Consider the following 22155-nt stretch of genomic DNA (forward strand, 5'->3'; position numbering starts at 1 on the left):
CTCAGGCCCTCCTGAAGCGCAGGGTGAGCACCTGGAAGGGACGGAGGTCCACCGTGACCGTGCCGTCCTCGGCGATGGTCAGCGGCTGGGCGTCGGCGAGCGGGCGTTCCAGCAGGTCGGTGACCGTGGCGCCGGTGTGCGGGAAACCGGGGCGCACCGTGGTGCGGGTGCGGCCGCCGAGCGACTCGTAGAGGCGGACGATCACGTCGCCCGAGCGGTCGTCGGCAAGCTTGACCGCTTCCACCACGGCGGCCGGGCCGTCGGTGGTGACAAGCGGGTCCACGGCCGTACCGCTCTCCGCTACGCGCAGCGGCAGGTTGAGGGCGTAGCCCTCGGCGATCGCGTCCTCGACGGTCGCGCCGGGCAGCAGGGCGTACGTGAAGCGGTGCTTGCCCTGGTCGGCCTCGGGGTCGGGCACGCGTGGGGCACGGACCAGGCTGAGGCGGACCGTGGTGGTCGTGCCTCCGTCCTCGCGGGTGGTGCGGCTGACGTCGTGCCCGTACGTGGAGTCGTTGATGACCGCGACGCCGTAGCCGGGCTCTTCGACGTGCACCCAGCGGTGGCCGTAGACCTCGAACCGGGCCGACTCCCAGCTCGTGTTGGTGTGGGTCGGGCGGTGGACGTGGCCGAACTGGATCTCGGCCGTGGAGCGGTCGGCGTGGATGTCGATCGGGAAGGCCGCCTTGAGGATCTTCTCGGCCTCGTGCCAGTCGATCTCGGTCTCGACGTCGATACGGCGGCTGCCCGCCCGGACCGTCACCGTCTGCACGATGCGGGAGCCCTTGCCGAAGGCGCGCTCGACGCGTACGGCGCCGAGCAGGGGGCCCTTCTCGGTGACGGTGACCGACTCGGCGTCGAGGAGGTCGGTGAAGCGGTGTTTGTAGTGCTTGTCGATGTCCCAGGCGTCCCAGTAATTGGGGAGGTCGGTGTGGAGGCGGAGGAGGTTGCCGGCGGAGTCGGGGGCGAGGACCTCGCGGTCGGCTACGAGGTCTCGTACGGATGCGAGGGTGCCGTCCTCTGCGAACTCCACGCGTACCAGGCCGTTGTCGAGCACGCGGTCCGTGACGGTGACGGGCGTCGGCCTCGGAACCGACGCCGTGATCGGCGCACTGCCGGAAGCCGGGACCTGGACGAAGATCGCCGACGAGCCGTCCGTCAGGCGCGGCAGGCCTGGGTCGAGGGCCTCGGCCACCTCGGCCGGGACGGTGACGACCTCGGCGCGGGCGCGCGGGCTCGCGTTGAAGGCGTACGGAGCACCGGTGCCGAGCGCTGCTCGCGCCTCGCTCGTGATCACTTCCAACTCGCGGGCCACGCGCGCGTACTCCGCCTCCGCCTCCCGATGCACCCACGCGATCGACGACCCCGGCAGGATGTCGTGGAACTGGTGGAGGAGGACCGTCTTCCAGAGGTGGTCCAGCTTTTCGTACGGATAGGCGTAGCCCGGCGCGTGCAGGGCCGCCGCCGTCGCCCACAGCTCGGCCTCCCGCAGGAGGTGTTCGCTGCGGCGGTTGCCCTGCTTGGTGCGGGCCTGCGAGGTGTACGTGGCGCGGTGGAGCTCCAGGTAGAGCTCGCCCGACCAGACCGGTGCGTCCGGGTACTCGGCGCGGGCGGCGGCGAAGAAGTCGTCGGGGTGCTCGACGACGACCTTCGCGGAGCCCTCCAGGTCGGCGAGGCGGCGGGCGCGCTCCATCATCTCGCGGGTGGGACCGCCACCGCCGTCGCCGTGGCCGAACGGCGCCAGGGAGCGCGTGCCGCGGCCCTTGTCCTGGTAGTTGCGGACGGCGTGGGCCATCTCCTTGCCGGAGAACTCGGCGTTGTAGGTGTCCACGGGCGGGAAGTGGGTGAAGATCCGCGTGCCGTCGATGCCCTCCCACCAGAAGGTGTGGTGGGGCAGCTTGTTGGTCTGGTTCCAGGAGAGCTTCTGGGTCAGGAACCACTCGTTTCCGGCGAGCTTGGCGAGCTGCGGGTAGCAGGCGTTGTAGCCGAAGGAGTCCGGCAGCCACACGCCCTTGGTCTCGATGCCGAACTCGTCCATGAAGAACCGCTTGCCGTGGACGAGTTGGCGGGCGAGGGCCTCACCGCCGGGCAGGTTGCCGTCCGCCTCCACCCACATGCCGCCGACGGGCGCCCACTGGCCGTTCTTCACGGCCTCCTGGATGCGCTCCCAGACCTTGGGGTAGTTGTCGCGGACCCACTCGTACTGCTGCGCCTGCGAGCAGGCGAAGATGAACTCCGGGTACTCCTCGGCCAGCGCGGTCACGTTGGAGAAGGTCCGGGACGTCTTGCGCTTGGTCTCGCGGATGGGCCAGAGCCAGGCGCTGTCGATGTGCGCGTGGCCGACGGCCGACAGGGTGTGGGCGCTGGCGTGCGCGGGGCGCTCCAGGACGCCCTTCAGCAACTCCCGTACGTCCGTGGCGGTGCCCGAGACGTCGTCCAGGTCCAGCGCGTCGAGGGCGCGGTCGATGGCGTGCATGATCTCGTGGCGCCGCGGGTCGTGCTCCCCGAGCTCCAGCATCAGTTCGCGCAGCACCTGGAGGTCCAGGGAGAGGTGCCAGACGTTCTCGTCAAGGACCGCCAGGTCGGCGCGGGCGAAGGTGTAGAGCGGCGCCCGGCCGGCGGTGGTCTTGTCGCCGAGCGGGGTGGGGCGGAACCCGTTGGCGAGGATGTCCGGGTTGGAGGCGGCCTCGATGAGGAAGTCGACCTGCTCGCCGCCGGCCGCAGGGTGCGCGATCGGTACGTACTGGTTCTGCGGGTTGACCGCCTTGAGCGGGGCCCCGTCCGGGGTGTGGACGAGTGCCTCGGCCTGGTTGCCCGGCCAGTCGCCCACGAAGCCGAGGTCGAAGACCGCCTCGACCCGCTTGCCCGCCCACTCGGCGGGCACCTCGCCACGGACCTTGAACCAGGTGGTGCCCCACGGCGGGCCCCACGGAGTCCCCATCGCGAAGGGCTCGTACGTCGCGGACTGGGCCTCGGCGAAGGGCACCGGCTCGTCCGGGACCTCCCAGGCCTCGACCTCGAAGGGGACGGAAGCGGCGTGGACGGCGGGCTGGATGCGCTGGTCGAGGATGCGCTCCACGCGCTCCTCGATGCGTCGGCGTTCGTCGTGCATGAAGGGGCTCCTACTTCCGGTTCAGGTAGGCGAGGCCGGGGTGCTCGCGCGTGTAGCGGTCGACGAGGCGGCGGGCGACGGTGACGGAGTCGACGAGCGGGTGCAGGGCGAAGGCCTTGACCGCGGTGGCGCGGGAAGCGCTCTCGGCCGCGGCCATGACCTCGCGCTCGACGGCCTTGACGCTGCACACGAGGCCGGTGGCGTGGTCGGGCAGGGGCGCCACGGAGACAGGGTGGGCACCGCCCGCGTCGACGAGGCACGGCACCTCGATGACAGCGTCCGAGTCGAGAGCGGACAGAGTGGTGCGATTACGGACGTTGAGGATGAGCGTGGTGCGTTCGTTCCTGGCGATGGCGCGCATCAGGGAGAGGGCGACCTGCTCGTAGCCGCCGGACTCCAGGTCGCAGGCGTCCCGCTCGCCGACGCCCGCGACCTCGCGGTTCTCCGCCATGTACGTGGCTTCGCGCTCGGCGCGGGTCCGGTCCCAGGTGGCGAGGGCAGGCGCCGCGGGGTCCTTCATCTCCTCATAGAAGCGCGACTGCTGGTCGTGGAGGAAGGCGCCGCGGGTCTGAACAACGCCCTGATATGCGCTGACGGCTTCCCGGTTGAAGTAATAGTAGTGCAGATACTCGTTCGGGATCATGCCCAGGGACTGCAGCCACTCGGCGCCGAAGAGCTTGCCCTCCTCGAAGGACTCGAGCAGCGCCGCGTCGCCGAGGAGGCGGGGCAGCTCGTCGCGGCCGTCGATGGACAGGCCGCGCACCCAGCCGAGGTGGTTGAGGCCGACGTAGTCGATCCACGCCTTGTCCGGGTCGCCGCCCAGCACGCGCGCGATGCGGCGCCCGAGGCCCACCGGCGAGTCGCAGATGCCGATGACACGGTCGCCGAGGTGCCGGGACATGGCCTCGGTGACCAGTCCGGCCGGGTTGGTGAAGTTGATGACCCAGGCGTCGGGCGCGAGCCGGGCCACGCGCTGGGCGATGTCGACGGCGACTGGTACCGTGCGCAGGCCGTACGCGATGCCGCCGGCGCCGACCGTCTCCTGGCCGAGGACGCCCTCGGCCAGGGCCTCGCGCTCGTCGGCCGCCCGGCCCGCCAGGCCGCCGACGCGGATCGCCGAGAAGACGAAGTCGGCGCCGGTGAGCGCCTCATCCAGGTCGGTGGTGACGGTGACCTGGGGGGCGTCCGGGATGCCTTCGGCTTGTTCGGCCAGCACGCGGGCGACGGCCGCGAGGCGTCCCGCGTCCAGGTCGTGGAGGGTGACACGGGTGACGCGGCCCTCGGCGTGATCGCCGAGCAGCGCCCCGTAGACCAGCGGAACCCGGAATCCTCCGCCGCCCAGAATCGTCAGCCTCATACCTGAACCACCTTTGCACCGGCCTCCTCGAACGCGGCACAGGTCGCCGCATCCGAGGAGGCGTTGGTCACTACTACATCCAGGTCCTCCGGGCCGCAGACCTTGGCCATGCCCGTGCCGGGGAACTTGCCCGCGTCGGCGAGGAGCACCACCTTCTCGCCCGCCTTGATCATGGCCCGTTTGACAGGGACCTCGACCACCGTGGTGTCCATGACGTGGCCTCCGGGGCGAACCCCGCTGGTGCCCATGAAGAGCCAGTCCGCGTGGAGCTGGCGGAGGTTGTCCTCGGTGAGGAAGCCGACGAGCGAGCGGTACTCGCGGCGCACCATGCCGCCGAGGAGCACCAGCTCGATGCCGGCGTCGTCGGCCAGTTCCTCGTACACGACGAGGTTGGACGTGATCACGGTCAGCCTGCGGCCGTGCAGCCGGCGGGCGAGACGGTAGGCGGTGGTGCCGATGTCCAGGAGCACCGACTGGCCGTCCTCGATCATGTCCGCCGCGCACGCGGCTATCGCGTCCTTCTCGGACACGCGGATCTCGGCGACCTCGGCGAAGGGCTGGTCGCCCTCCTCGACGACCGCACCGCCGTGGACACGGGTGAGGAGCCCCATCTCCTCCAGCTTCACCAGGTCGCGCCGCACGGTGGCGGGGCTTACCCCCAGTCGCTCGGATAGATCCGCGACGGCCGCGGGGCCGCCGGATCGCAGGGCACGCAGGATCAGTTGGTGACGTCGCTCAGCCAGCACGCGATGAACACTACTCGTCAATCCCAATCATTTCTATGCTCATGTTCGCTCAACTCTTGCCAAGCGCGCGAGCAGGGCGCACGATCCTGTGCACGTACTTGCAGATAGTTGACGAGAGGATGCGGTCGTGCATGAGCCGCCCCTGGTTTCGGACCGGGCCGAGGATGCCCGGCCGGACGTGCTTCTCACCGGGCTGCTCTTCTACGACGTCGTCATGACGGGGTTGCCCAAGCCGCCGACCCCGGGCGAGGAGATCTGGACGGACGGCATGGGCTCCGGCCCCGGCGGCATCGCCAACCTCGCGGTGGCCGCCGCCCGTTACGGACTGGCCACCTCACTGGCCACGGTCTTCGGCGACGACTTCTACGGAACGTACTGCCGGAAGATCCTCGCCGACCAGGAGGGCGTCGACCTGTCGCTGTCCCGTACGGCACCGGGCTGGAACACACCCGTCACCTTCTCCCTGGCACAGGGCCACGACCGGTCCCTGGTCACCCACGGCCAGGAACCGCCGTACAGCCAGGACGACTTGATGCAGGGCATGCCCCCCGCCAGGTCCGCGATCGTGCACATCGGCTCCGAACCGCAGGAGTGGATCGCGAAGGCCGCGGCCGCCGGGACCCGGATCTTCGCGGACGTCGGCTGGGACCCCACGCAGCAGTGGTCCACCGACCTCCTGGGCCAGCTCTCGCTCTGCCACGCCTTCATGCCCAACGACGGGGAGGCGATGGCCTACACGCGTACGGACACGCCGGGCGCGGCACTCCGGCGGCTCGCCGAGCTCGTACCGGTGGCCGTCGTCACCTGCGGCCGCGACGGCGCCCTCGCCATCGACCAGACCACGGGTGAGTTCGCGCAGGTCCGGGCCCTCGACGTCGAGGCCCTGGACGCCACGGGCGCCGGCGACGTCTTCGGGGCGAGTTTCGTCTCCGCGACCCTCGGCGGCTGGCCGCTCGCCGACCGGCTGCGCTTCGCGGGCCTCGCGGCGGGCCTGTCCGTACGGCACCACGGTGGAGCGCTCGCCGCGCCCGGCTGGTACGGCATCGACCAGTGGTGGCGGACCACCGGCAGCAACGACCCCGAACTGAGCCGCGCGTACGGATTCCTGTCCGACCGCATCCCGGCGGATCCCGGCGCACCCGTGCAGCGCGCACCCGTCACCCCGCACTCCCACCGCTCTCCCCACTCCCCCAGCGATTCCATCTCATAGAGATGCATCGCACGCACCCGAAAGGCGGTGGAAGGAGTGCACCTCTCGCGTAGAGGGCTGCTTCGAACGGGCCTGGCCACCACGGCTGCCGCGGCGCTCGGCGGTACCACGGCGAGCTGCTCGGTACCCAGCGGCTCCACCGGCCGCAACACGACTCTCTGGTGCTGGACCGGCGTATGAACGGACAGCCGCTTATGGGCCCTTGGGCAGCACGTCCCTGGGAATCACCGGAGACCACCGGGTGGCGGCGGCTGCCCATGCACGCGGTGGACCGCCGGCCCGGCAGCCTCTCACTGGACGGCAGGTGGCGCTTCCAACTGCTGCCCACACCGGACGCACCGCTCACCGAGGAGTGGTCCGAGCTGGTGGTGCCGGGCTGCTGGACCATGCAGGACCCGCGCGATCTGCCGCAGTACACCAATGTGCAGATGCCCTGGCGCGAGTACCCGCCACTGTCGCCGGCCACCAACCCGACGGGCGTGCATGAGAGGGATTTCGACGTCCCGGCCGACTGGGCCGGCCGCCGTATCGTCCTCCAGGCCGGTGCCGCTGAGAGCGTTCTCATCGCCGAGGTGAACGGTCATGCCGTGGGCATCGGTAAGGACTCGCATCTGGCGAGCGAGTTCGACGTCACCGACGCGGTACGTTCGGGCGAGCGCAACACCGTGCGGCTGACCGTGGTCAAGTGGTCCGACGCCTCGCACATCGAGGACCAGGACCACTGGTGGCACGGCGGCATCACACGCTCCGTCCTGCTGTACGCCACGGATCCGCTCCACCTCGCGGATGTGAAGGTCCAAGCGGACCAGGGCGGTTCGCTGCGGGTGGACTGCCAGGTGCGCGACGCGCGGGGGCCGCTCCCCCGGGGCTGGTACCTCTCCGGTGATCTGGACGGCATCGCGCTGGCCCAGAACGCGGAGTTCGACCGCGTCAACGAAGAGACCGAGCGGGTCTCGGAGTTCCTCGGCGAGGCCCAGCTGTGCACGCGCGTGAGGGACGTCAGGCCCTGGTCGGCCGAGACACCCGCCCTGTACGGCCTCACGGTGCGGCTGCACCGCGCCGACGGCGGCATCGCCGACACCGCGTACCACCGCATCGGCTTCCGCACGGTCGAGATCCGCGGGCGTGATCTGCTCGTCAACGGCGAGCGGGTGTTCATCCGGGGCGTCAACCGGCACGACTTCCACCCGCTCACCGGCCGTACGGTCACCCCCGCCGAGATGCGGGCGGACCTGGAGACGATGAAGCGCTTCGGCTTCAACGCCGTACGCACCTCGCACTATCCCAACGATCCCACTCTCCTCGACCTCGCCGGCGAGCTCGGCCTGTACGTCGTGGACGAGGCGGACATCGAGAGCCACGACCACGCCCATGAGATCGCCGACGACCCGCGCTACCTGCCCGCGTTCGTCGACCGCGTCTCGCGCATGGTGCTGCGCGACAAGAACCATCCGAGCGTCGTGATCTGGTCGCTGGGCAATGAGAGCGATTACGGCGCCAACCACGACGCGGCCGCGGGCTGGGCGCGCCGCCACGATCCGACGCGCCCGCTCCAGTACGAAGGAGCCGCGAAGACCGACTGGTCGTCGCGCGAGGTCGCGAGCGACATCGTCTGCCCGATGTACGCCTCGATCGACGAGATCGTCTCCCATGCCGTCTCCGGCGAGCAGACCAAGCCGCTGATCCTGTGCGAGTACTCGCATGCCATGGGCAACAGCAACGGCAGCCTCGCCGACTACTGGGCGGCCATCGAGTCCACCCCGGGTCTGCAGGGCGGTTTCGTCTGGGAGTTCTGGGACCACGGCATCCTGCAGGACCTGTCCGACGGACGCCCCGCCGGCCCTGGCGCCCCGAACACCTTCGCGGACGGCGTCACCGCCCCCGGCTACCGCTGGGCGTACGGCGGCGACTTCGGCGACACGCCCAACGACGGCGCCTTCTGCGCGGACGGACTGGTCTTCCCCGACCGCACCCCGAAGCCCGCCATGTACGAGCACCGCGAACTCGCAGCTCCCGTGAGGCTGTCGTACGAGGGCGGGCAGCTGAGGATCCACAACCGCCAGCACTTCCGCGATCTGTCGTGGCTGGCCGGCGAGTGGGTGCTAGCCGCCGAGGAGGCGGGCACACGGACCGCGCCGGCCGAGCTGCCGCGTGTACCGCCGGGTGGGTCGGCCGTCGTCGAGCCGCCCGCGGAGCTGAGCGCGAACCACGGAGTCGGCGAGGCCTGGCTGACGCTGCGCTTGACGACGGCTGGCGATGAGCCGTGGGCGGAGTGCGGTACGGAGGTGTGCACTCCGCAGGTCCGGTTGCGGGAGCGGCCTTCGGTGTGGCTTCCGGCATGGGCTCCGGCTGCGGTTCCGCCCGCCCCGGGCGCGGTTCCGTCGGCTTCGGGTGTGGCTGGGTCTCCGGCAGTCACCGGTCCTGCGGTCCAGGTCGAGGTCGAGGTCGAGGTCGAGGTCGAGGTCGAGGTCGATGCGAACGGTCTCCTCGTCCATCCGTTGCTGACCTCCTCGCCCGTACTGAGCCTGTGGCGCGCGCCCACCGACAACGACCTGCTGGGCGGCGCCGCGCAGCGCTGGCAGGAGCTGGATCTCGACAGCCTCGTACGCAAGCCGGTCTCCGTCGAGCGCCGGGCCGAGCGCGTGACGGTGCGCAGCGCGTACCCGACCGGCGCCGGCATGGTCGAGCACGAGCAGGTCTTCAGTCCGCTCCCCGACGGCGGACTCCTCATCGAGGAGACCGCCGTCCTCCCCGAGGGACTGACCAATGTCGCGCGGGTCGGCACGGTCCTCGAGACGGTGGAGGGGCTCGACCGGATGGAGTGGTACGGGCAGGGCCCCTGGGAGACGTACCCGGACCGCAGCGCGGGCGGGCCCGTCGGCCACCACAGTGCCCGTGTGGACGCTCTGTTCACGCCCTACCTGCGGCCGCAGGAGAGCGGAGGACGGTGCGTACGCAGGTTCTCCCTGCTGTCGGCCACGGGTGGCGGGCTTTCCGTACGGCTGGACGCCCCCAGGCAGATCTCGGTCACGCGCTACCGTGCCGCCGACCTCGCAGCCGCCGCGCACCACGACGAGCTCGTGCCGCTGCCGCACTGCGTAGTTCACCTCGACGCGGCACACCGCGGCCTCGGCACCGCGTCGTGCGGACCGGACACCCTGCCCAGCTACCGGGTGGGGCCCGGCGTCCACCGCTGGGCCTGGGTGCTTCGCTCCCTGTGAAGATCGGCGCCTCGAACAGGCGGCCCCGGACAGGAATGAAATGCGCATACTGGGCCATAGGGAAATATCCCGCGTTCGTCTTCGACAAGAGTGAGGCGGCGATCATGAACAACGGCCAGGTGGCTCTGGCCTTCACCAGCGGCTATCTCTTCGGGCGCAACCACAGGACACGATGGGCACTCGCCCTTGCCGGCGCAGCGGCAGGCAGGCGTCTCATGTCGGGCCATAGCCCGTTGGGCACCGAGAAGCTGATGTCCTCCGAGGTCGGCAAGCTGACCGAGGACTTCCGCAGCCAACTGGTGTCCGCGGGCAGGTCGGCGGCCATGGCTGCGGTCAGCCAGCGCATGGACGCGCTGAGCGACCGGCTGGAAGAGCGGACCGCGGCGCTGCGCTCCCCCGAAGCCGGAGAGAAGACCAAGAAATCAAAGGCCCGGGACACCGAGCAGGCGAAGGCAGCGGAGAAGGCCGCGCAAGCGGAGCCGGCGAAGAAGACCAGGGCGGAGGAAGTGGCCAGGCCGGAAGAAGCGGCCAAGAGGGTGAAGCGCGTCGTCGGCAGCAGGCCGAAGACACCAGCCGACCGTCCCTCCAAGCCCAGGAAGAGCGCCGACACTGGAGGAGCGGCGCAGCGGCGAAGCCACGGGTGACATGCCAGGGGTGAGGAACCATGGCTGAGCAATTGGACGAGCGGCGCACAGTCGGCGGTGTCGGCACCCTTGCGAAGGAACTGCCCACCGAGCGCCTGATTCAGGAGACACAGAATCTGCTTGCAGCGCTGGGCTCGCGAGCGCTGAGCAAAGTGACCGAGGCTGCCGGGGGCCGTGTATCCCTTGGCAAGGCGGTACTGAAGCCCATTCTCAAAGCCGGCCTGCACCAGGCCACGGAGAAGGTCAAGCACGCCATACCGGGTGGCAAACCGGATGGCGGCGAGAAGTCGAAGCTCAAGGCCGTCAACATCGTCGAGGAGGTCGATGTCGGCGTACCGGTCTCTGTCGCCTACAACCAATGGACCCAGTTCGAGGAATTCCCCTCTTTCATGAAGAAGGTCGAGGTGGTCGAGCAGACCTCCGACACGGAACTCGACTGGAAAGCCAAGATCTTCCTCTCCACCCGTGAATGGCATTCCGAGATCCTCGAGCAGGTGCCCGACAAGCGGATCGTGTGGCGCTCGGACGCGGTGAAGGGATATGTGGACGGTGCGGTCACCTTCCACGAGCTGGCCCCCGATCTCACCAAGGTCCTGCTGGTTCTCCAGTACCACCCCAAGGGGCTGTTCGAGCTGAGCGGAAACCTCTGGCGAGCCCAGGGACGCCGGGCGCGTCTCGAGCTGAAGCACTACCGCCGTCACCTCATGACCGAGGCCCTGCTGCACCCCGAGAAGGTAGAGGGCTGGCGGGGCGAGGTGCACGGGGGGAAGGTCGTGCGCCGGGGCGAGGAGCAACCGGAAGAGGAAGCGGAGCTGGAGGAAAAGGGACCGGAAGAAGAAGAGCTCGAAGAAGAAGAACCTGAGGAAGAGGCCGAGGAAGAAGAAGCCGAGGAAGAAGAGGCTGAGGAAGAAGAACCTGAGGACGAATACGAGGAAGAGCCGGAGGACGAGGACGAGGAAGTGTACGAACGAGAACGGAGGACCGAGCCCGAGGACGAGTACGAGGACGAATTCGAAGACGAAGACGAAGACGAAGAGGACTACGTCGAGAAGGAGCGTCGGTAACCGGGCAGGCGGCGCGGCGCCGCCTGCCCAGGACTGTGCCGGTCGGCAGGGTCAACGTCGTGGTCCCGCGTCCGTCGTGGTCCCGCATCCGCCGTATCAGTCGGACGACGCGAACGCGTCCACTCCGGTGAGTTCGGCCGAGAGCGCCCACAACCGCGCGGCCTGCTCGGGGTCGGTCGCGGAGTCCCGTACGCCGATTCGCTCGCCGTCGCTCGGGGCGGGCTCGGCGATGTCGCAGTCCTCGCAGTAGACGCCGCCCAGGCCCTGCAACTGCGGTGACGTCGCCGCCCATACCTGTGTCGCGGCACCCTGCTGGGGCGTCTTGAACGCCGTCGGGTCCACCAGTTCGCCGGCCTCGTCGATCCAGCCCCGGTCGATCATTTCCTGCTTGTCCAGGTGGCGCTGCAGTGGTGTGAGGATGCCACCGGGATGCAGCGAGGACGCGCGCACTCCGGCATCCCGGCCGAGTGTGTCGAGATGCACGGCGAACAGCACGTTGGCCGTCTTCGCCTGTCCGTAGGCCTGCCACTTGTCGTAGCCGTGCTCGAAGTGGATGTCGTCCCAGCGGATGCCCGCGAAGTGGTGGCCCGCCGAGGAGACGGCGACGACGCGGGCCCCGCCTGGCGTGATGGCGGGCCAGAGCCGGTTGACGAGCGCGTAGTGGCCGAGATGGTTGGTCGCGAACTGTGCCTCCCAGCCGGGGCCGACCCGAGTCTCGGGACAGGCCATGATCCCGGCGTTGTTGATGACGATGTCGATCGTGCGGCCGGAGGCGAGGAAGCGGTCCGCGAAGGCACGCACGCTGTCCAGGTCGGCGAGGTCCAGTTCGTCCACCTCTGCCCCCTCGATGTCGGCGACCGCCTCATGGGCGGTCGCCGGCCGGCGGGCGGGTACGACGACATGGGCACCGGCGCGGGTGAGCGCACGTGTGGTCTCCAGCCCCAGGCCCGAGTAACCGCCGGTGACGACCGCGAGCTTCCCGCAGAGGTCGATTCCCTGCAGGACGTCGTCGGCGGTGCTCCGGGCGCCGAATCCCGATCCGATCTTGTGCTGAGGAGTTGCCATGCCCCGGATGCTACGAATGTGAGTGCACTCCAGGGCAAGCCGATACCTCGGCACCGGCGCACTACGCGGCGCCGAGCCCGGAATCAGCCGGGCGTGATACGCAGGGGGCGCCGCGCCTCACGTGCCAGGGCGCCTCAGTCGCCAGCGGCAACTGCTCAGGACACCTCACGCATCAGGCACCGCATACACCCGGCAGCCGTCGACGAAGGTCTGCAGGACCCGGGCCGCGGCGATCTCCTCGGGCGGCCCGGCGAAGGGGTCGCGATCCAGGACGACGAGGTCGGCGAGCTTGCCGACGGCGATGCTGCCGGTCGTGTCGTCGAGGTGGTTCGCATAGGCGCTGCCCGCCGTGTACGCGGCGATGGCGGCCCCCAGGTCGATGCGCTGCTCGGGCAGGAACACCCCGGTGCCGTCCGGCGCGGCGGGCGCGATCCGGTTGACGGCGACGTGGATGGCTGCCAGCGGATCGGGGCTGCTGACCGGCCAGTCGCTGCCCGCCGCGAGGGTGGCGCCGGCGCGCAGCAGATCGCCGAACGGATACTGCCACCTACCGCGTTCGGCACCGAGGAAGGGCAGCGTGAGCTCGTCCATCTGCGGTTCGTGCGCGGCCCAGAGCGCCTGGATGTTGGCGGTGGCGCCCAGGGCGCGGAAGCGCGGGACGTCGTCGGGGTGGACGACCTGGAGATGCGCCAGGTGGTGCCGCGTGTCGCGCCATCCGTTGACGGCGCGGGCGGCTTCGACGGCGTCGAGTGCCTCGCGCACCGCGCGGTCGCCGAGAGCGTGGAAGTGCACCTGGAAGCCGAGGGCGTCGAGTTCGGTGACGTACTTCTTCAGGTCACCCGGTTCGACGAAGCTGATGCCGCTGTTGTCGGAGGCGCAGCCGCAGCCGGTGAGATACGGGTCCAGCATGGCGGCGGTGTGGTTCTCGGCGATGCCGTCCTGCATGATCTTGACGGTCGTGGCCCGGAACCGACCATGGCTCAACTCTTCCCGACGGGTGACGAGTTCGGGGATCTGTTCGGCGCCCCGGGCGCGGTCCCACCACAGGGCGCCGACCACCCGGGCGGTGAGCAGCCCGTCCGTCAGGGCCGCGTGATAGGCGGGGGCCGGGTCGGTCATGTTGGTGTAGGTACCGATGATGGCGTCCTGCCACGCGGTGACCCCGTACGAGTGGAGGACGGCCTGGGCGCGCAGCAGGGCGGCGGTCTGTTCCTCGAGGGTGGGGTCGGGCACCAGCCGGGCCACGAGGTGGGTCGCGCCCTCCTGGAGCATGCCGGTGGGATTGCCTTCGGTGTCGCGTTCGATACGGCCGTCGGCGGGGTCGGGGGTGCGGGCGTCGATGCCGGCCCGTTCGAGGGCTCGGCTGTTGACCCAGGCGCCGTGGTGGTCGCGGTTCGGCAGGAAGACGGGCCGGTCGGGAACGATCGCGTCGAGCAGGGCGGCGGTGGGGGTGCCGCCCGGGAACGCCTCCATGGACCAGCCGCCACCGGTGATCCACTCGACGTCCGGGTGCTCGTCGGCGTACGCCTTGATGCGCCGCAGATACTCCGCCGGGTCGACGGTGTCGCCCAGGTGGCACAGTCCCAGTTCGAGGCCCGCGCCCTGGGGGTGCACGTGGGCGTCCTGGAAGCCGGGCAGCAGCAGACGTCCGGCGAGGTCGACGACTTCGGTGCGGGCGCCGATCAGCTCGTGCACCTCGTCGTGGCCGACGGCCGCGATCCGCCCGTCGCGCACGGCCACGGCGGTGGCGCGGCTACGGGCGGGATCGACGGTGTGGACGGGTCCGCCGGTGAAGACGAGATCTGCGGCCTGGGGGTGGGACATGAAGGTGAACTCCAAGGTGGGTGCGGGTCGGACGGCCGACGGCCGTACGGTCCCTGGGCAGGGGCGGCGTCGGACGGCCGTACGGCATGGGCAGGGTCAGGGTCGGACGCCCGCATGGTGCCATGCGCAGGGTGGGCGCCGGACGGCCGTACGGTCCAAGGGCGGGACGGGAGTTGGACAGCCGTACGGTCCAAGGGCAGGACGGGAGTTGGCCGGCCGTACGGTCCCTGGGCAGGACGGGAGTTGGCCGGCCGTACGGTCCCTGGGCAGGGGCGGGAGTTGGCCGGCCGTACGGTCCCTGGGCAGGGGCGGCGTCAGACGGCCGTACGGTCCATGGGCAGCGCGAGGGCGTCGGCGTCGGTGCCGCGTCCGGTGGTGAAGTACGGCGAGCTGCGGGCGTACTTGGCGACGGCGGCCATGACGAGCCCGCTGACGACGATGGTGGCGGGCAGCGAGAACATGAACCAGCCGTTGTCGGGGCTGAGTTCGAAGTGGTCGCTCATGGTGAGGTACGAGTATCCGAGGTAGGCGCCGAGGCCGAGCAGGACCATGCCGGATGCTGCGGGAACGCCGACCGCGAGCAGCGCCTCGCGGAGTCCGTCGCGGCGGGCGTCGCGGAAGCGGACGGCGCAGGCGAGGGCGGTGAGGCCGTAGTAGAGGGCGACGACCAGTCCGATGGCGTTGACGGCGGCCAGCAGCATGTCGCTGAGCTTGGGGATGGCCACGGCCAGCAGGGCGATGCCGACAGCGATCGACATGACGAGCACGGTTCCGGCGGCGGGAGTGCCGTACTTGGGGTGAACACGGGTCCACACGGGCCCCAGGGTGCGATCGCGGCCCATCGCCAGCAGCCCGCGGGCGGTGGGGATGACGGCGGCCTGAACGGAGGCGACGGCCGAGAACATCAGCGCGAGCAGAGGCAGGCTCGCCCACGGTTCGGCGGCCAGCTTGGCGCCCAGGTACGGGAGTGCCTGGGGGCCGTTCTTGACGAGTTCGGGCAGGCTCATCTCCCGCTGGAAGGCGACGGAGGCGAAGATGAACAGGCCGAGCATGGCGAACAGGGCGATGAAACCGCCGCGGGCGGAGTCGCCCGGACTCTTGGTCTCCTCGGTGACGCTGAACGCCGCGTCCCAGCCCCAGAAGAAGAACACCGCCAGGACCAGCCCCTGGGCGAACGCCGTGCCGCTGGACATCTCGAAGGGGTTGAACCACGACAGTGAGAACTCCTGCGAGCCCGTGACGAGCGCCCACGTACAGAACACCAGCAGCACGGCGTACTCGAAGACCAGAAGGCCGAACTGCAGCCGGGTGGCACTGCGGACCCCGGTGACGGCCAGGACCGTGACGGCCGTCAGAGTCATCAGTCCGACGACGGTGCTGACTCCGGTGGACGCCGGGTCGAGGGCGATCCCGGCGAGGCTGTCCAGGCCTGCCTTGTTGGCGAAGATCAGCACGACCGAGCCGGTGACCGCGCTGGTGTAGGCGAGGAAGATGATCGAACCGACCAGGGTGACCCAGCCGGTCAGGAAGCCGGGCCAGGGGCCGAGGGACTTGCCGACCCACACGTAGCCGTTGCCGCAGTTGGGTTCCGAGCGGTTGAGTCGCGCGTAGGCGGTGGCGATGCCCAGCACGGGGAGGAACGCCAGCAGCAGGAGGGCCGGGGCCTGGAGGCCCACGGTCGCGGCGATGGTGCCCATGCCGATGGCGATGCTGGTGGTGGCCGCCGTGCTGGAGGCGGCGATGGCTACACCGTCTACGACGCCGAGGGAGCGGCGCAGTGGGGCGGGAGAAGCCGACTGTTCTGACCTGGCTGGTCTGGGTGCGGTGTGGGACATCGGGGGGCTCCTCGCGGGGACGGGGACGGGCGGGGGAAGAGCCGTGCGGAGATGCGATGGAACAACGACAGTGCACTTTGCGTCAACGGTGTTGACATAAGCGGTGCCGGGCCGTTCACTGCGACTGCCGTCACAGTGAGAGGAGCCGCAATGCCCACCCGTGTCCCCCAGGAGAACAGGCGCCGTCGCCCCACCCGCTCAGGGGTGCTCCTGTCCCAGGGCCTGATCGTGGAGACCGCGCTGCGGCTCATCGGCGAGCACGGTCCCGAGGCCCTGAGCGTACGTCGTCTCGGCAGCGCCCTGGGATGCGACCCGAGCGCGCTCTACCGCTACTTCCGCAACACCGACGACCTGGTGCTGGCCGTCGCGGACCGGATCATCGGGGACGCCATGGAGGGATTCAACCCCGGCCCCGACTGGGTGGCCTCGCTCCGCGAGATGGCTCTGCGGGTGCGCGCCGGTTACCTCGCCCATCCGCGTGCGGCCGCCATGGCCTCGTACCGTGTGACCCGCCGCGAGAACGAGTTCCGTGCCGTGGAGACCGGGGTGGGCCTGCTGCTGTCGGCGGGCTTCGCCCCTGATCGCGCAGTCCGCCTCTACCTGGCGTTCATCGACACCGTCCTCAGCCACGCGGCCATGGAGGCCGCCTGCCTGGCACTCCCCCGGCAACAACGAGAGGCGGACCAGCAGGCGTGGACTGAGGTCTACCAGACCGCGGACTCCGAGGCCTACCCGGCCCTGAGCACGGTTCGTGGCGAGCTGCACGCCATGGCGGAGAGTTCCTTCGAGGAAGCGGTGGACCTGCTGCTGGCCGCCCTCGCCGCGCATGCGCCGGCCGGGCAGCGCTGAGAGGGTTGAGAGGTCGCTGGCGGCTTCGTACGCACGGCCCCACAGCGGTCGGTTGCGCGGCCTGGCACCGTAGTCGTTGCACGCCTTGCCGCCCTCCGCTTGGATGCCGCCCATGACACCTGCGGAGCCTGCCGGACCCCAGCCCGAGCCCACCCACCGCTTCGCCGACCAGCAGGCCTGGACGGCGTGGCTGGAGGAGCACCACGACCGGAGCACCGGCGCCTGGCTGCGTATAGCCAAGAAGGGCAAGGGCGAGACGACAATCACCGCGCCCGAGGCTCTCGATGTGGCCCTTTGCTTCGGCTGGATCGACGGGCAGCGCAAACGGGAGGATGACACGTACTTTCTGCAGCGATACTGCCCGCGCCGTCCGCGCAGCATGTGGTCGCAGATCAACCGGGAGAAGGTGAGGGTCCTCACCGAGCAGGGCCTGATGCGGCCGACGGGGCTGCGTGAGGTGGAGCGGGCGAAGGCGGACGGCCGGTGGGATGCCGCCTACGCCGGGCAGGCCGCGGCGACCGTCCCCGAGGACCTGCAGGCCGCCCTGGACGCCGACCCCGTGGCGGCCGCGTTCTACGCCGGTCTCGACAGCCGCAACCGTTACGCCCTGTACCACCGCCTCCAGACCGCGAAGCGTCCCGAGACTCGGGCCCGGCGTCTGGCGCAGTTCGTGGAGATGCTGCGGGAGGGGCGGAAGTTCTACGCGTAGTGACTCCCGTTCGGGAGCACGGCCGTCAGCCACTCGGAACGTGAGTCGCTACGCCATTCAGGGCGCGAACCGAAACGCCGTTCAGAGAGCGAGCCGTTACGCCGTTCAGAGCGCCGCGCGGACCCTGCCGACCGCATCCGGGAGCCTGCTCACCACCGCCGGAAACCTGCTGACCACCGCCGGAAGGACCAACGAGCTCGCGGTCGCGCCCGCCGCGGCGGTCAGGGCGATGGCCCAGCCGACGGGCCCGAGCGGGGTGCAGCCGAAGAAGTGGCTGAGGCCGGGGGTCTGGACGACGGCTCCCAGTGCGGCCATGGAGCCGAGGGACGCGCCGACGATCGTCCGGCTACGGCCCCCGGCCAGGAGCGTCTGCCCGAGCTGCGTACCCACGAGGGCGACGAGGGCGACGGTGCGAGCGCGCGCCGCGCGCCCCGTGAGGCGGGCGGCCAGCCAGCCGGCGGTGGCGCCCAGAGTGGTGGCAGCAGCGCGTACGACGGTCTCCTCGGTGAGGGCCGAGCCGAGGGAGGCCTCTGGCCCTTCGTGGAGCATGCGTTCGGCGGCCTCGGGATGCGGCGGGCGGAGGGCGACGGCCATGGCGGGGGCGAGGTCGGTGAAGAGGTTGACCAGCAGAAGCTGACGAGCCGTCAGCGGCGAGGTACCGGTGGCGGCTGCTCCGAGCAGGGTGAAGGCGATCTCGCCGAGATTGCCGCCGACGAGGATGGCCAGGGCCTGGCGTACGGAGGCCCACATGGCGCGGCCCTCCACGAGTGCGGCGAGGACCGTCTCCAGTTGGTTGTCGGTCACGACGAGGTCGGCTGCCGCGCGTGCGGCCGGGGTGGCCCGGGTTCCGAACGCGATGCCGACGTCGGCGAGCCGGATGGCGGGTGCGTCGTTGGCGCCGTCGCCGGTCATGGCGACGGTCCGGCCGAGGCGCTGGAACGCCTGGACCACCCGGACCTTGTGGACGGGTGTGCCGCGGGCGACGACGCCGACCTCGGGCAGCAGCTCGTCCAGGTCGCGGTCGTCCAGCTCGTCGAGTTCGGCGCCCGTCACCATCCGGCGGCCATCCAGGACGCCGAGGTCGACGGCCATGGCCTCGGCGGTGCCCGGATGGTCGCCGGTGATCATCACGATGTGCACGCCCGCGTCCACGAGTTGGCGTACCGCGTCTGCGGCGGTGCCGCGCACGCGGTCGGCCAAGGCGAGGAAGCCGAGGAAGTCCAGTCCGGTGACCGCTTCGTCGGTGAGTTCGCCGTCGGTCGTGTCCCTCAACTCCGCGACGGCGAGGATCCGATGGCCCTCGGCGGCCAGTTTCTCGCCGGCCGCCAGGATGCCGTCCCTGCCGGACTCGTCGAGCTTCCGGCCGCCGCGCGTGGCACATCGCTCCACGACCTCTTCCGGAGCTCCCTTCACCGACAGCACCCAACTCCCGCCGTAGCGGCCCCGGGTGGCGTGGAAGCCACGGCTCGGCTCGAACGGCAGGCTGGAGGACCGCCGCCAGCCCGGCGCGGCGGTCGTGCGGCTCACGCCCGCGTCCTCGGCTCCCGCGACGACCGCGCCGTCGGTGGCGTGTTCGAGGCCGCGGTCGCCGTGCGGGCGTGGCGTGGCCCGCAACGCGGCGGCGAGTACGGCGCGTTGCGCTTCGGGCAGATCCTCGAGCGGGCGGCTGTCGCCGTCCGAGGAGACGGCGACCAGGGAGATCCGGCCGTGGGTGAGGGTGCCTGTCTTGTCGAAGCACAGCACGTCGGTGCGGCCCGCCGCCTCGATGGTCCGGGGATCCCGCACCAGGGCGCCTCGTGCCGACAGCCTGCGGGCGGAGGCGAGTTGGGCCGCCGAGACGAGGAAGGGCAGCCCTTCCGGGACGCTCGCCACGGCGAGCCCGACACCCGCGCCGATGGTGTCGCGCGGCGGCCGGCCGCGCAGCAGACCGGCGGCCATCACGGCCGCGGCCGAACCGAGGGCCACAGGCATCGTGGTGCGGGTGATGCCGGCCAGACGGCGTTCGACGCCGACGGTGGGTGCGGTGCGCCGCTCGCCCACCGCGGCACGGCCCGCCTCGGTGGCGGTACCGGTCGCGACGGCCACGGCGCGGCCCCGTCCGGCGGCCACGGTGGTGCCCTCGTAGACCATGGACGTACGGTCGGCCAGGTCGGAGGCCAGAACGGGCGCGGGCTCCTTGGCCACCGGCAGGGATTCGCCGGTGAGCGCCGACTCGTCCGCCTCGAAGTGATGGGCCTCGAGCAGGCGGCAGTCGGCGGGTACGACATCGCCGGCGTTCAGGTTCACCACGTCTCCCACGGCCAGTTCGTCGGCCGGGACGATGATCTCGTGCCCGTCGCGTACCACCTTGGCGGTGATCGCCGACTCGCGGCGCAGCCGGGCGACCGCCCGGTCGGTCGAGTGGCGCTGGATCCCTCCGATCAGACCGGACACGGCGGTGACGGCGATGATCAGGCCGGCGTCGAGGACCGCGCCGACGGCCGCCGAGAGTGCCGCTCCGGCGCCGAGGACCGGGCTGAGCGGGTTGGCCATCTCCGTGAGGTAGGCCCTGAACAGTGAGGAGGCGGGGGCCTGTTCGCCCGCCGGGGCGGCGCGCGCCCGGGCTTCCTCGGCCGTCAGTCCGCTGTCGCTGCTGCCGGTTCTGGCGAGCACGGTGGACGAATCCATCGCGTGCCAGGGGTGCCGGCTGGTGACCGGGAGGGCGGGGCGCCTCAGCAACCGCACCGCCGACCAGGCCCCGGTCGCGGTTCCGAGGGCGGCGGCTCCGTTGAAGGCCGTCATGCTGCGGGCGGCCGTACGCCGTGACCGTCCGGCCATGGCCGTGGCCGCGCCGACGGCGGCCGCCGCCTGCGCGAGCCGGACCCCGCGGTGTGCCGCCTCGCGTGCGGCACGGCATGCTTCCACAACCAATACGGCAGCCGCGGGCTGGGTATCGGCATACAGGTCCGCGCCCCATGGTGGCGCTCCGTCGGGGCCGGTCATTCCCACGCCGACGTCGGCGGTCTGGAGCGCGGCCCGGTTCTGTGAGATGACGAGCACTCCGGTGCCGTCCCGCTGCAGGGCCCGTACGGAGTCGGGCAGCCGGTCCCCGCCGTCCATCACACCGTCGGCCTCCCGTACGGCCGCATCGGCGGTGTGCTCGCCCGCGGCCAGGACAGTGAGCCCGGCTGCGTGGGCGGCCGGGATGAGAGCGCTCGCGGTGTCGTGGGTCTGCGGTGTCACGCTGATGACGGCCACCAGGCGCCGGTCGTGCGCCAGGCCCAGTACGAGGTGGGCGCCACCGCGCCGGAGCTTGTCCCGGGCTTGGGCGCCTGTGCGGCCCTGCAGCGACAGGTGTTCGACGGGACCGAGCGCCCAGGCGCCGTCACGGCGGACCTCGTCGGGGGCGGAGCGGTCGAAGAGCCGGTGGGCCGTGGCGGCGAGTTCTCCGGGCGGTGCGTCCTCGTCGAGGGGCACCAGATCGGCGAGGAGATACGCGCCCGTGCCCAGGATGTCCGTGTCGAGAAGGACGATGCCGATCCGGTCCAGTTTCCGGAGCGCGTCCGGGCGCGCGACGACGGTGCCCCGGCGGGCCAGTGCCCGGCCCAGGACGCAGGCGAAGCCTTCGCGGGCCAGCACGGGCGCCTTGGGGATCGCTGCGAGCGCTCCCGCCGCCGCTCGCCCTGGACGCCGGGTCACGAGCAGCGAACCGGCGAAGGAGGCCGCACCGACGGCCGCCGCCTGGTCCGCGTACCGCTCGACCGGCCCGTCGTTCAGGGGCACTTCGCGTGGCGGTGGCGTTCCCGTCGCACCGGTGGCTCCGGCCCCGTGGGGGGCGCTCGCGAGGCGGGACTCTGCCGCGCTCCAGGCCTCGCGCTCCGCGTCCGCTTCGAGTACCCGCAGCGCATGCCGCACGGTGTCCACGCCGATCCCGAAGAAACCGCCGGTGCCGGCCTGGAAGAGCGCGGCCGCTCCCGTCATGAGCGCGCCGGCGTTCCGGGGGCCCACGGCGCTCTCCACGAGGCGCCGCAGCCGGGGCTGGTAGTCGACCAGCGGGACGACCGCCGCGATCCCGGCCGGTATGGGGGTGAGACGGGTGAGCCGTGCCGCGGTGGCCAATGGTGCGGCGGCGAGATGCACGGCCATGGCGCCCGCCGCGCGCCGGACCGGTCCTCCGGAGAGCGGATGCTCGGGCAGCGGCCCCTCGGCGCCGTGCTTCTCCTCGATCGCTTCGACCGTCTCGACCAGCGCTTCCACGATCGCCTCGGCCTCGGGCCCGCCTTCGGCGGTGACGACGACATGCTCCAGGACGGTGTTGACCACGGCCCAGCGCACGGAGGGCAGGGCGGAGAGCGCTTCCTCGACGTCTTGCGCGAGCCGCGCCGCGTCGGCCTCACTGCGGTCACGAAGTCCCCGTACGGCGATATGGACCCGCTCCTCGAAAGACCGCACCCGCGGCTCGGCGGAGCCGCCCAGCACACCGGCAGCGGACGACGCGACAGCGCGCACCAGTCCGCTTCCCGGAATTCCCACTCTGCGTCAC

13 protein-coding genes are annotated in these 22155 nt (G+C 71.0%); 6 read left to right on the plus strand and 7 right to left on the minus strand.

The features are described from left to right. Position 1: 1 nt before the first annotated feature. From H1D24_RS16760 to H1D24_RS16770, 3 genes are read right to left on the minus strand one after another with little or no spacing between them, the layout of a single operon-like run. A complete protein-coding gene (locus H1D24_RS16760; RefSeq protein ID WP_181658377.1) occupies positions 2–3109 on the minus strand; it encodes an alpha-mannosidase in 3108 nt (1035 codons plus the stop codon). Positions 3110–3119: 10 nt separating this feature from the next. Beyond that, positions 3120–4466 carry a 6-phospho-beta-glucosidase gene (locus H1D24_RS16765; RefSeq protein WP_181658378.1) on the minus strand — a complete coding sequence of 449 codons (1347 nt, stop codon included), beginning with the start codon at positions 4464–4466 and terminating at the stop codon, positions 3120–3122. Further along, positions 4463–5212 (minus strand): DeoR/GlpR family DNA-binding transcription regulator, encoded by a 750-nt coding sequence (locus H1D24_RS16770; protein WP_181658379.1) that lies wholly within the window; start codon positions 5210–5212, stop codon positions 4463–4465. Before H1D24_RS16770 ends, H1D24_RS16765 begins: the two co-directional genes overlap by 4 nt. 214 nt (positions 5213–5426) lie before the next feature. On the opposite strand from H1D24_RS16770, the gene H1D24_RS16775 reads away from it, so the two are divergent. From H1D24_RS16775 to H1D24_RS16795, 4 genes are all read left to right on the plus strand, one after another. Then, complete coding sequence (locus H1D24_RS16775; protein ID WP_181658539.1) at positions 5427–6422, plus strand: PfkB family carbohydrate kinase; 996 nt, start codon at positions 5427–5429, stop codon at positions 6420–6422. 176 nt (positions 6423–6598) lie between these two features. Then, a complete protein-coding gene (locus tag H1D24_RS16785) occupies positions 6599–9643 on the plus strand; it encodes a glycoside hydrolase family 2 TIM barrel-domain containing protein (RefSeq protein WP_181658380.1) in 3045 nt (1014 codons plus the stop codon). A 104-nt stretch (positions 9644–9747) separates the two neighbouring features. Beyond that, the gene (locus tag H1D24_RS16790) at positions 9748–10287 is read left to right on the plus strand and encodes a hypothetical protein (RefSeq protein WP_220136823.1); all 540 of its coding nucleotides are present in this window, start codon (positions 9748–9750) and stop codon (positions 10285–10287) included. A 20-nt stretch (positions 10288–10307) separates the two neighbouring features. Next, on the plus strand, positions 10308–11351 hold the full coding sequence (locus H1D24_RS16795; RefSeq protein ID WP_181658382.1) for an SRPBCC family protein: 1044 nt from the start codon (positions 10308–10310) through the stop codon (positions 11349–11351). 96 nt (positions 11352–11447) lie between these two features. On the opposite strand, the gene H1D24_RS16800 is transcribed toward H1D24_RS16795, so the two are convergent. The 3 genes from H1D24_RS16800 to H1D24_RS16810 all read right to left on the minus strand — a co-directional run bounded on the left by H1D24_RS16800 (position 11448) and on the right by H1D24_RS16810 (position 16075). Continuing rightward, entirely contained in the window at positions 11448–12416 is a 969-nt protein-coding gene (locus H1D24_RS16800) for an SDR family NAD(P)-dependent oxidoreductase (protein WP_181658383.1), read from the minus strand. A 165-nt stretch (positions 12417–12581) separates the two neighbouring features. Further along, complete coding sequence (locus H1D24_RS16805; RefSeq protein WP_181658384.1) at positions 12582–14240, minus strand: amidohydrolase; 1659 nt, start codon at positions 14238–14240, stop codon at positions 12582–12584. 314 nt (positions 14241–14554) lie between these two features. After that, positions 14555–16075 (minus strand): APC family permease, encoded by a 1521-nt coding sequence (locus H1D24_RS16810; RefSeq protein WP_181658385.1) that lies wholly within the window; start codon positions 16073–16075, stop codon positions 14555–14557. Between the two features lie 150 nt (positions 16076–16225). Here H1D24_RS16810 and H1D24_RS16815 point away from each other — a divergent pair, with 150 nt between their 5' ends. Beyond that, complete coding sequence (locus H1D24_RS16815) at positions 16226–16924, plus strand: TetR/AcrR family transcriptional regulator (RefSeq protein ID WP_181658386.1); 699 nt, start codon at positions 16226–16228, stop codon at positions 16922–16924. A 112-nt stretch (positions 16925–17036) separates the two neighbouring features. After that, a complete protein-coding gene (locus tag H1D24_RS16820) occupies positions 17037–17633 on the plus strand; it encodes a YdeI/OmpD-associated family protein (protein WP_181658387.1) in 597 nt (198 codons plus the stop codon). Positions 17634–17738: 105 nt separating this feature from the next. Here the strand turns inward: H1D24_RS16820 and H1D24_RS43580 are convergent, their stop codons facing one another. Continuing rightward, positions 17739–22121, minus strand: coding sequence for a cation-translocating P-type ATPase (locus H1D24_RS43580; protein ID WP_181658388.1), 4383 nt, complete (start codon positions 22119–22121; stop codon positions 17739–17741). Between the last annotated feature and the right edge of the window lie 34 nt (positions 22122–22155).

This window comes from Streptomyces himalayensis subsp. himalayensis, assembly GCF_013778455.1.
GTDB classification, from domain to species: Bacteria; Actinomycetota; Actinomycetes; order Streptomycetales; family Streptomycetaceae; genus Streptomyces; species Streptomyces himalayensis.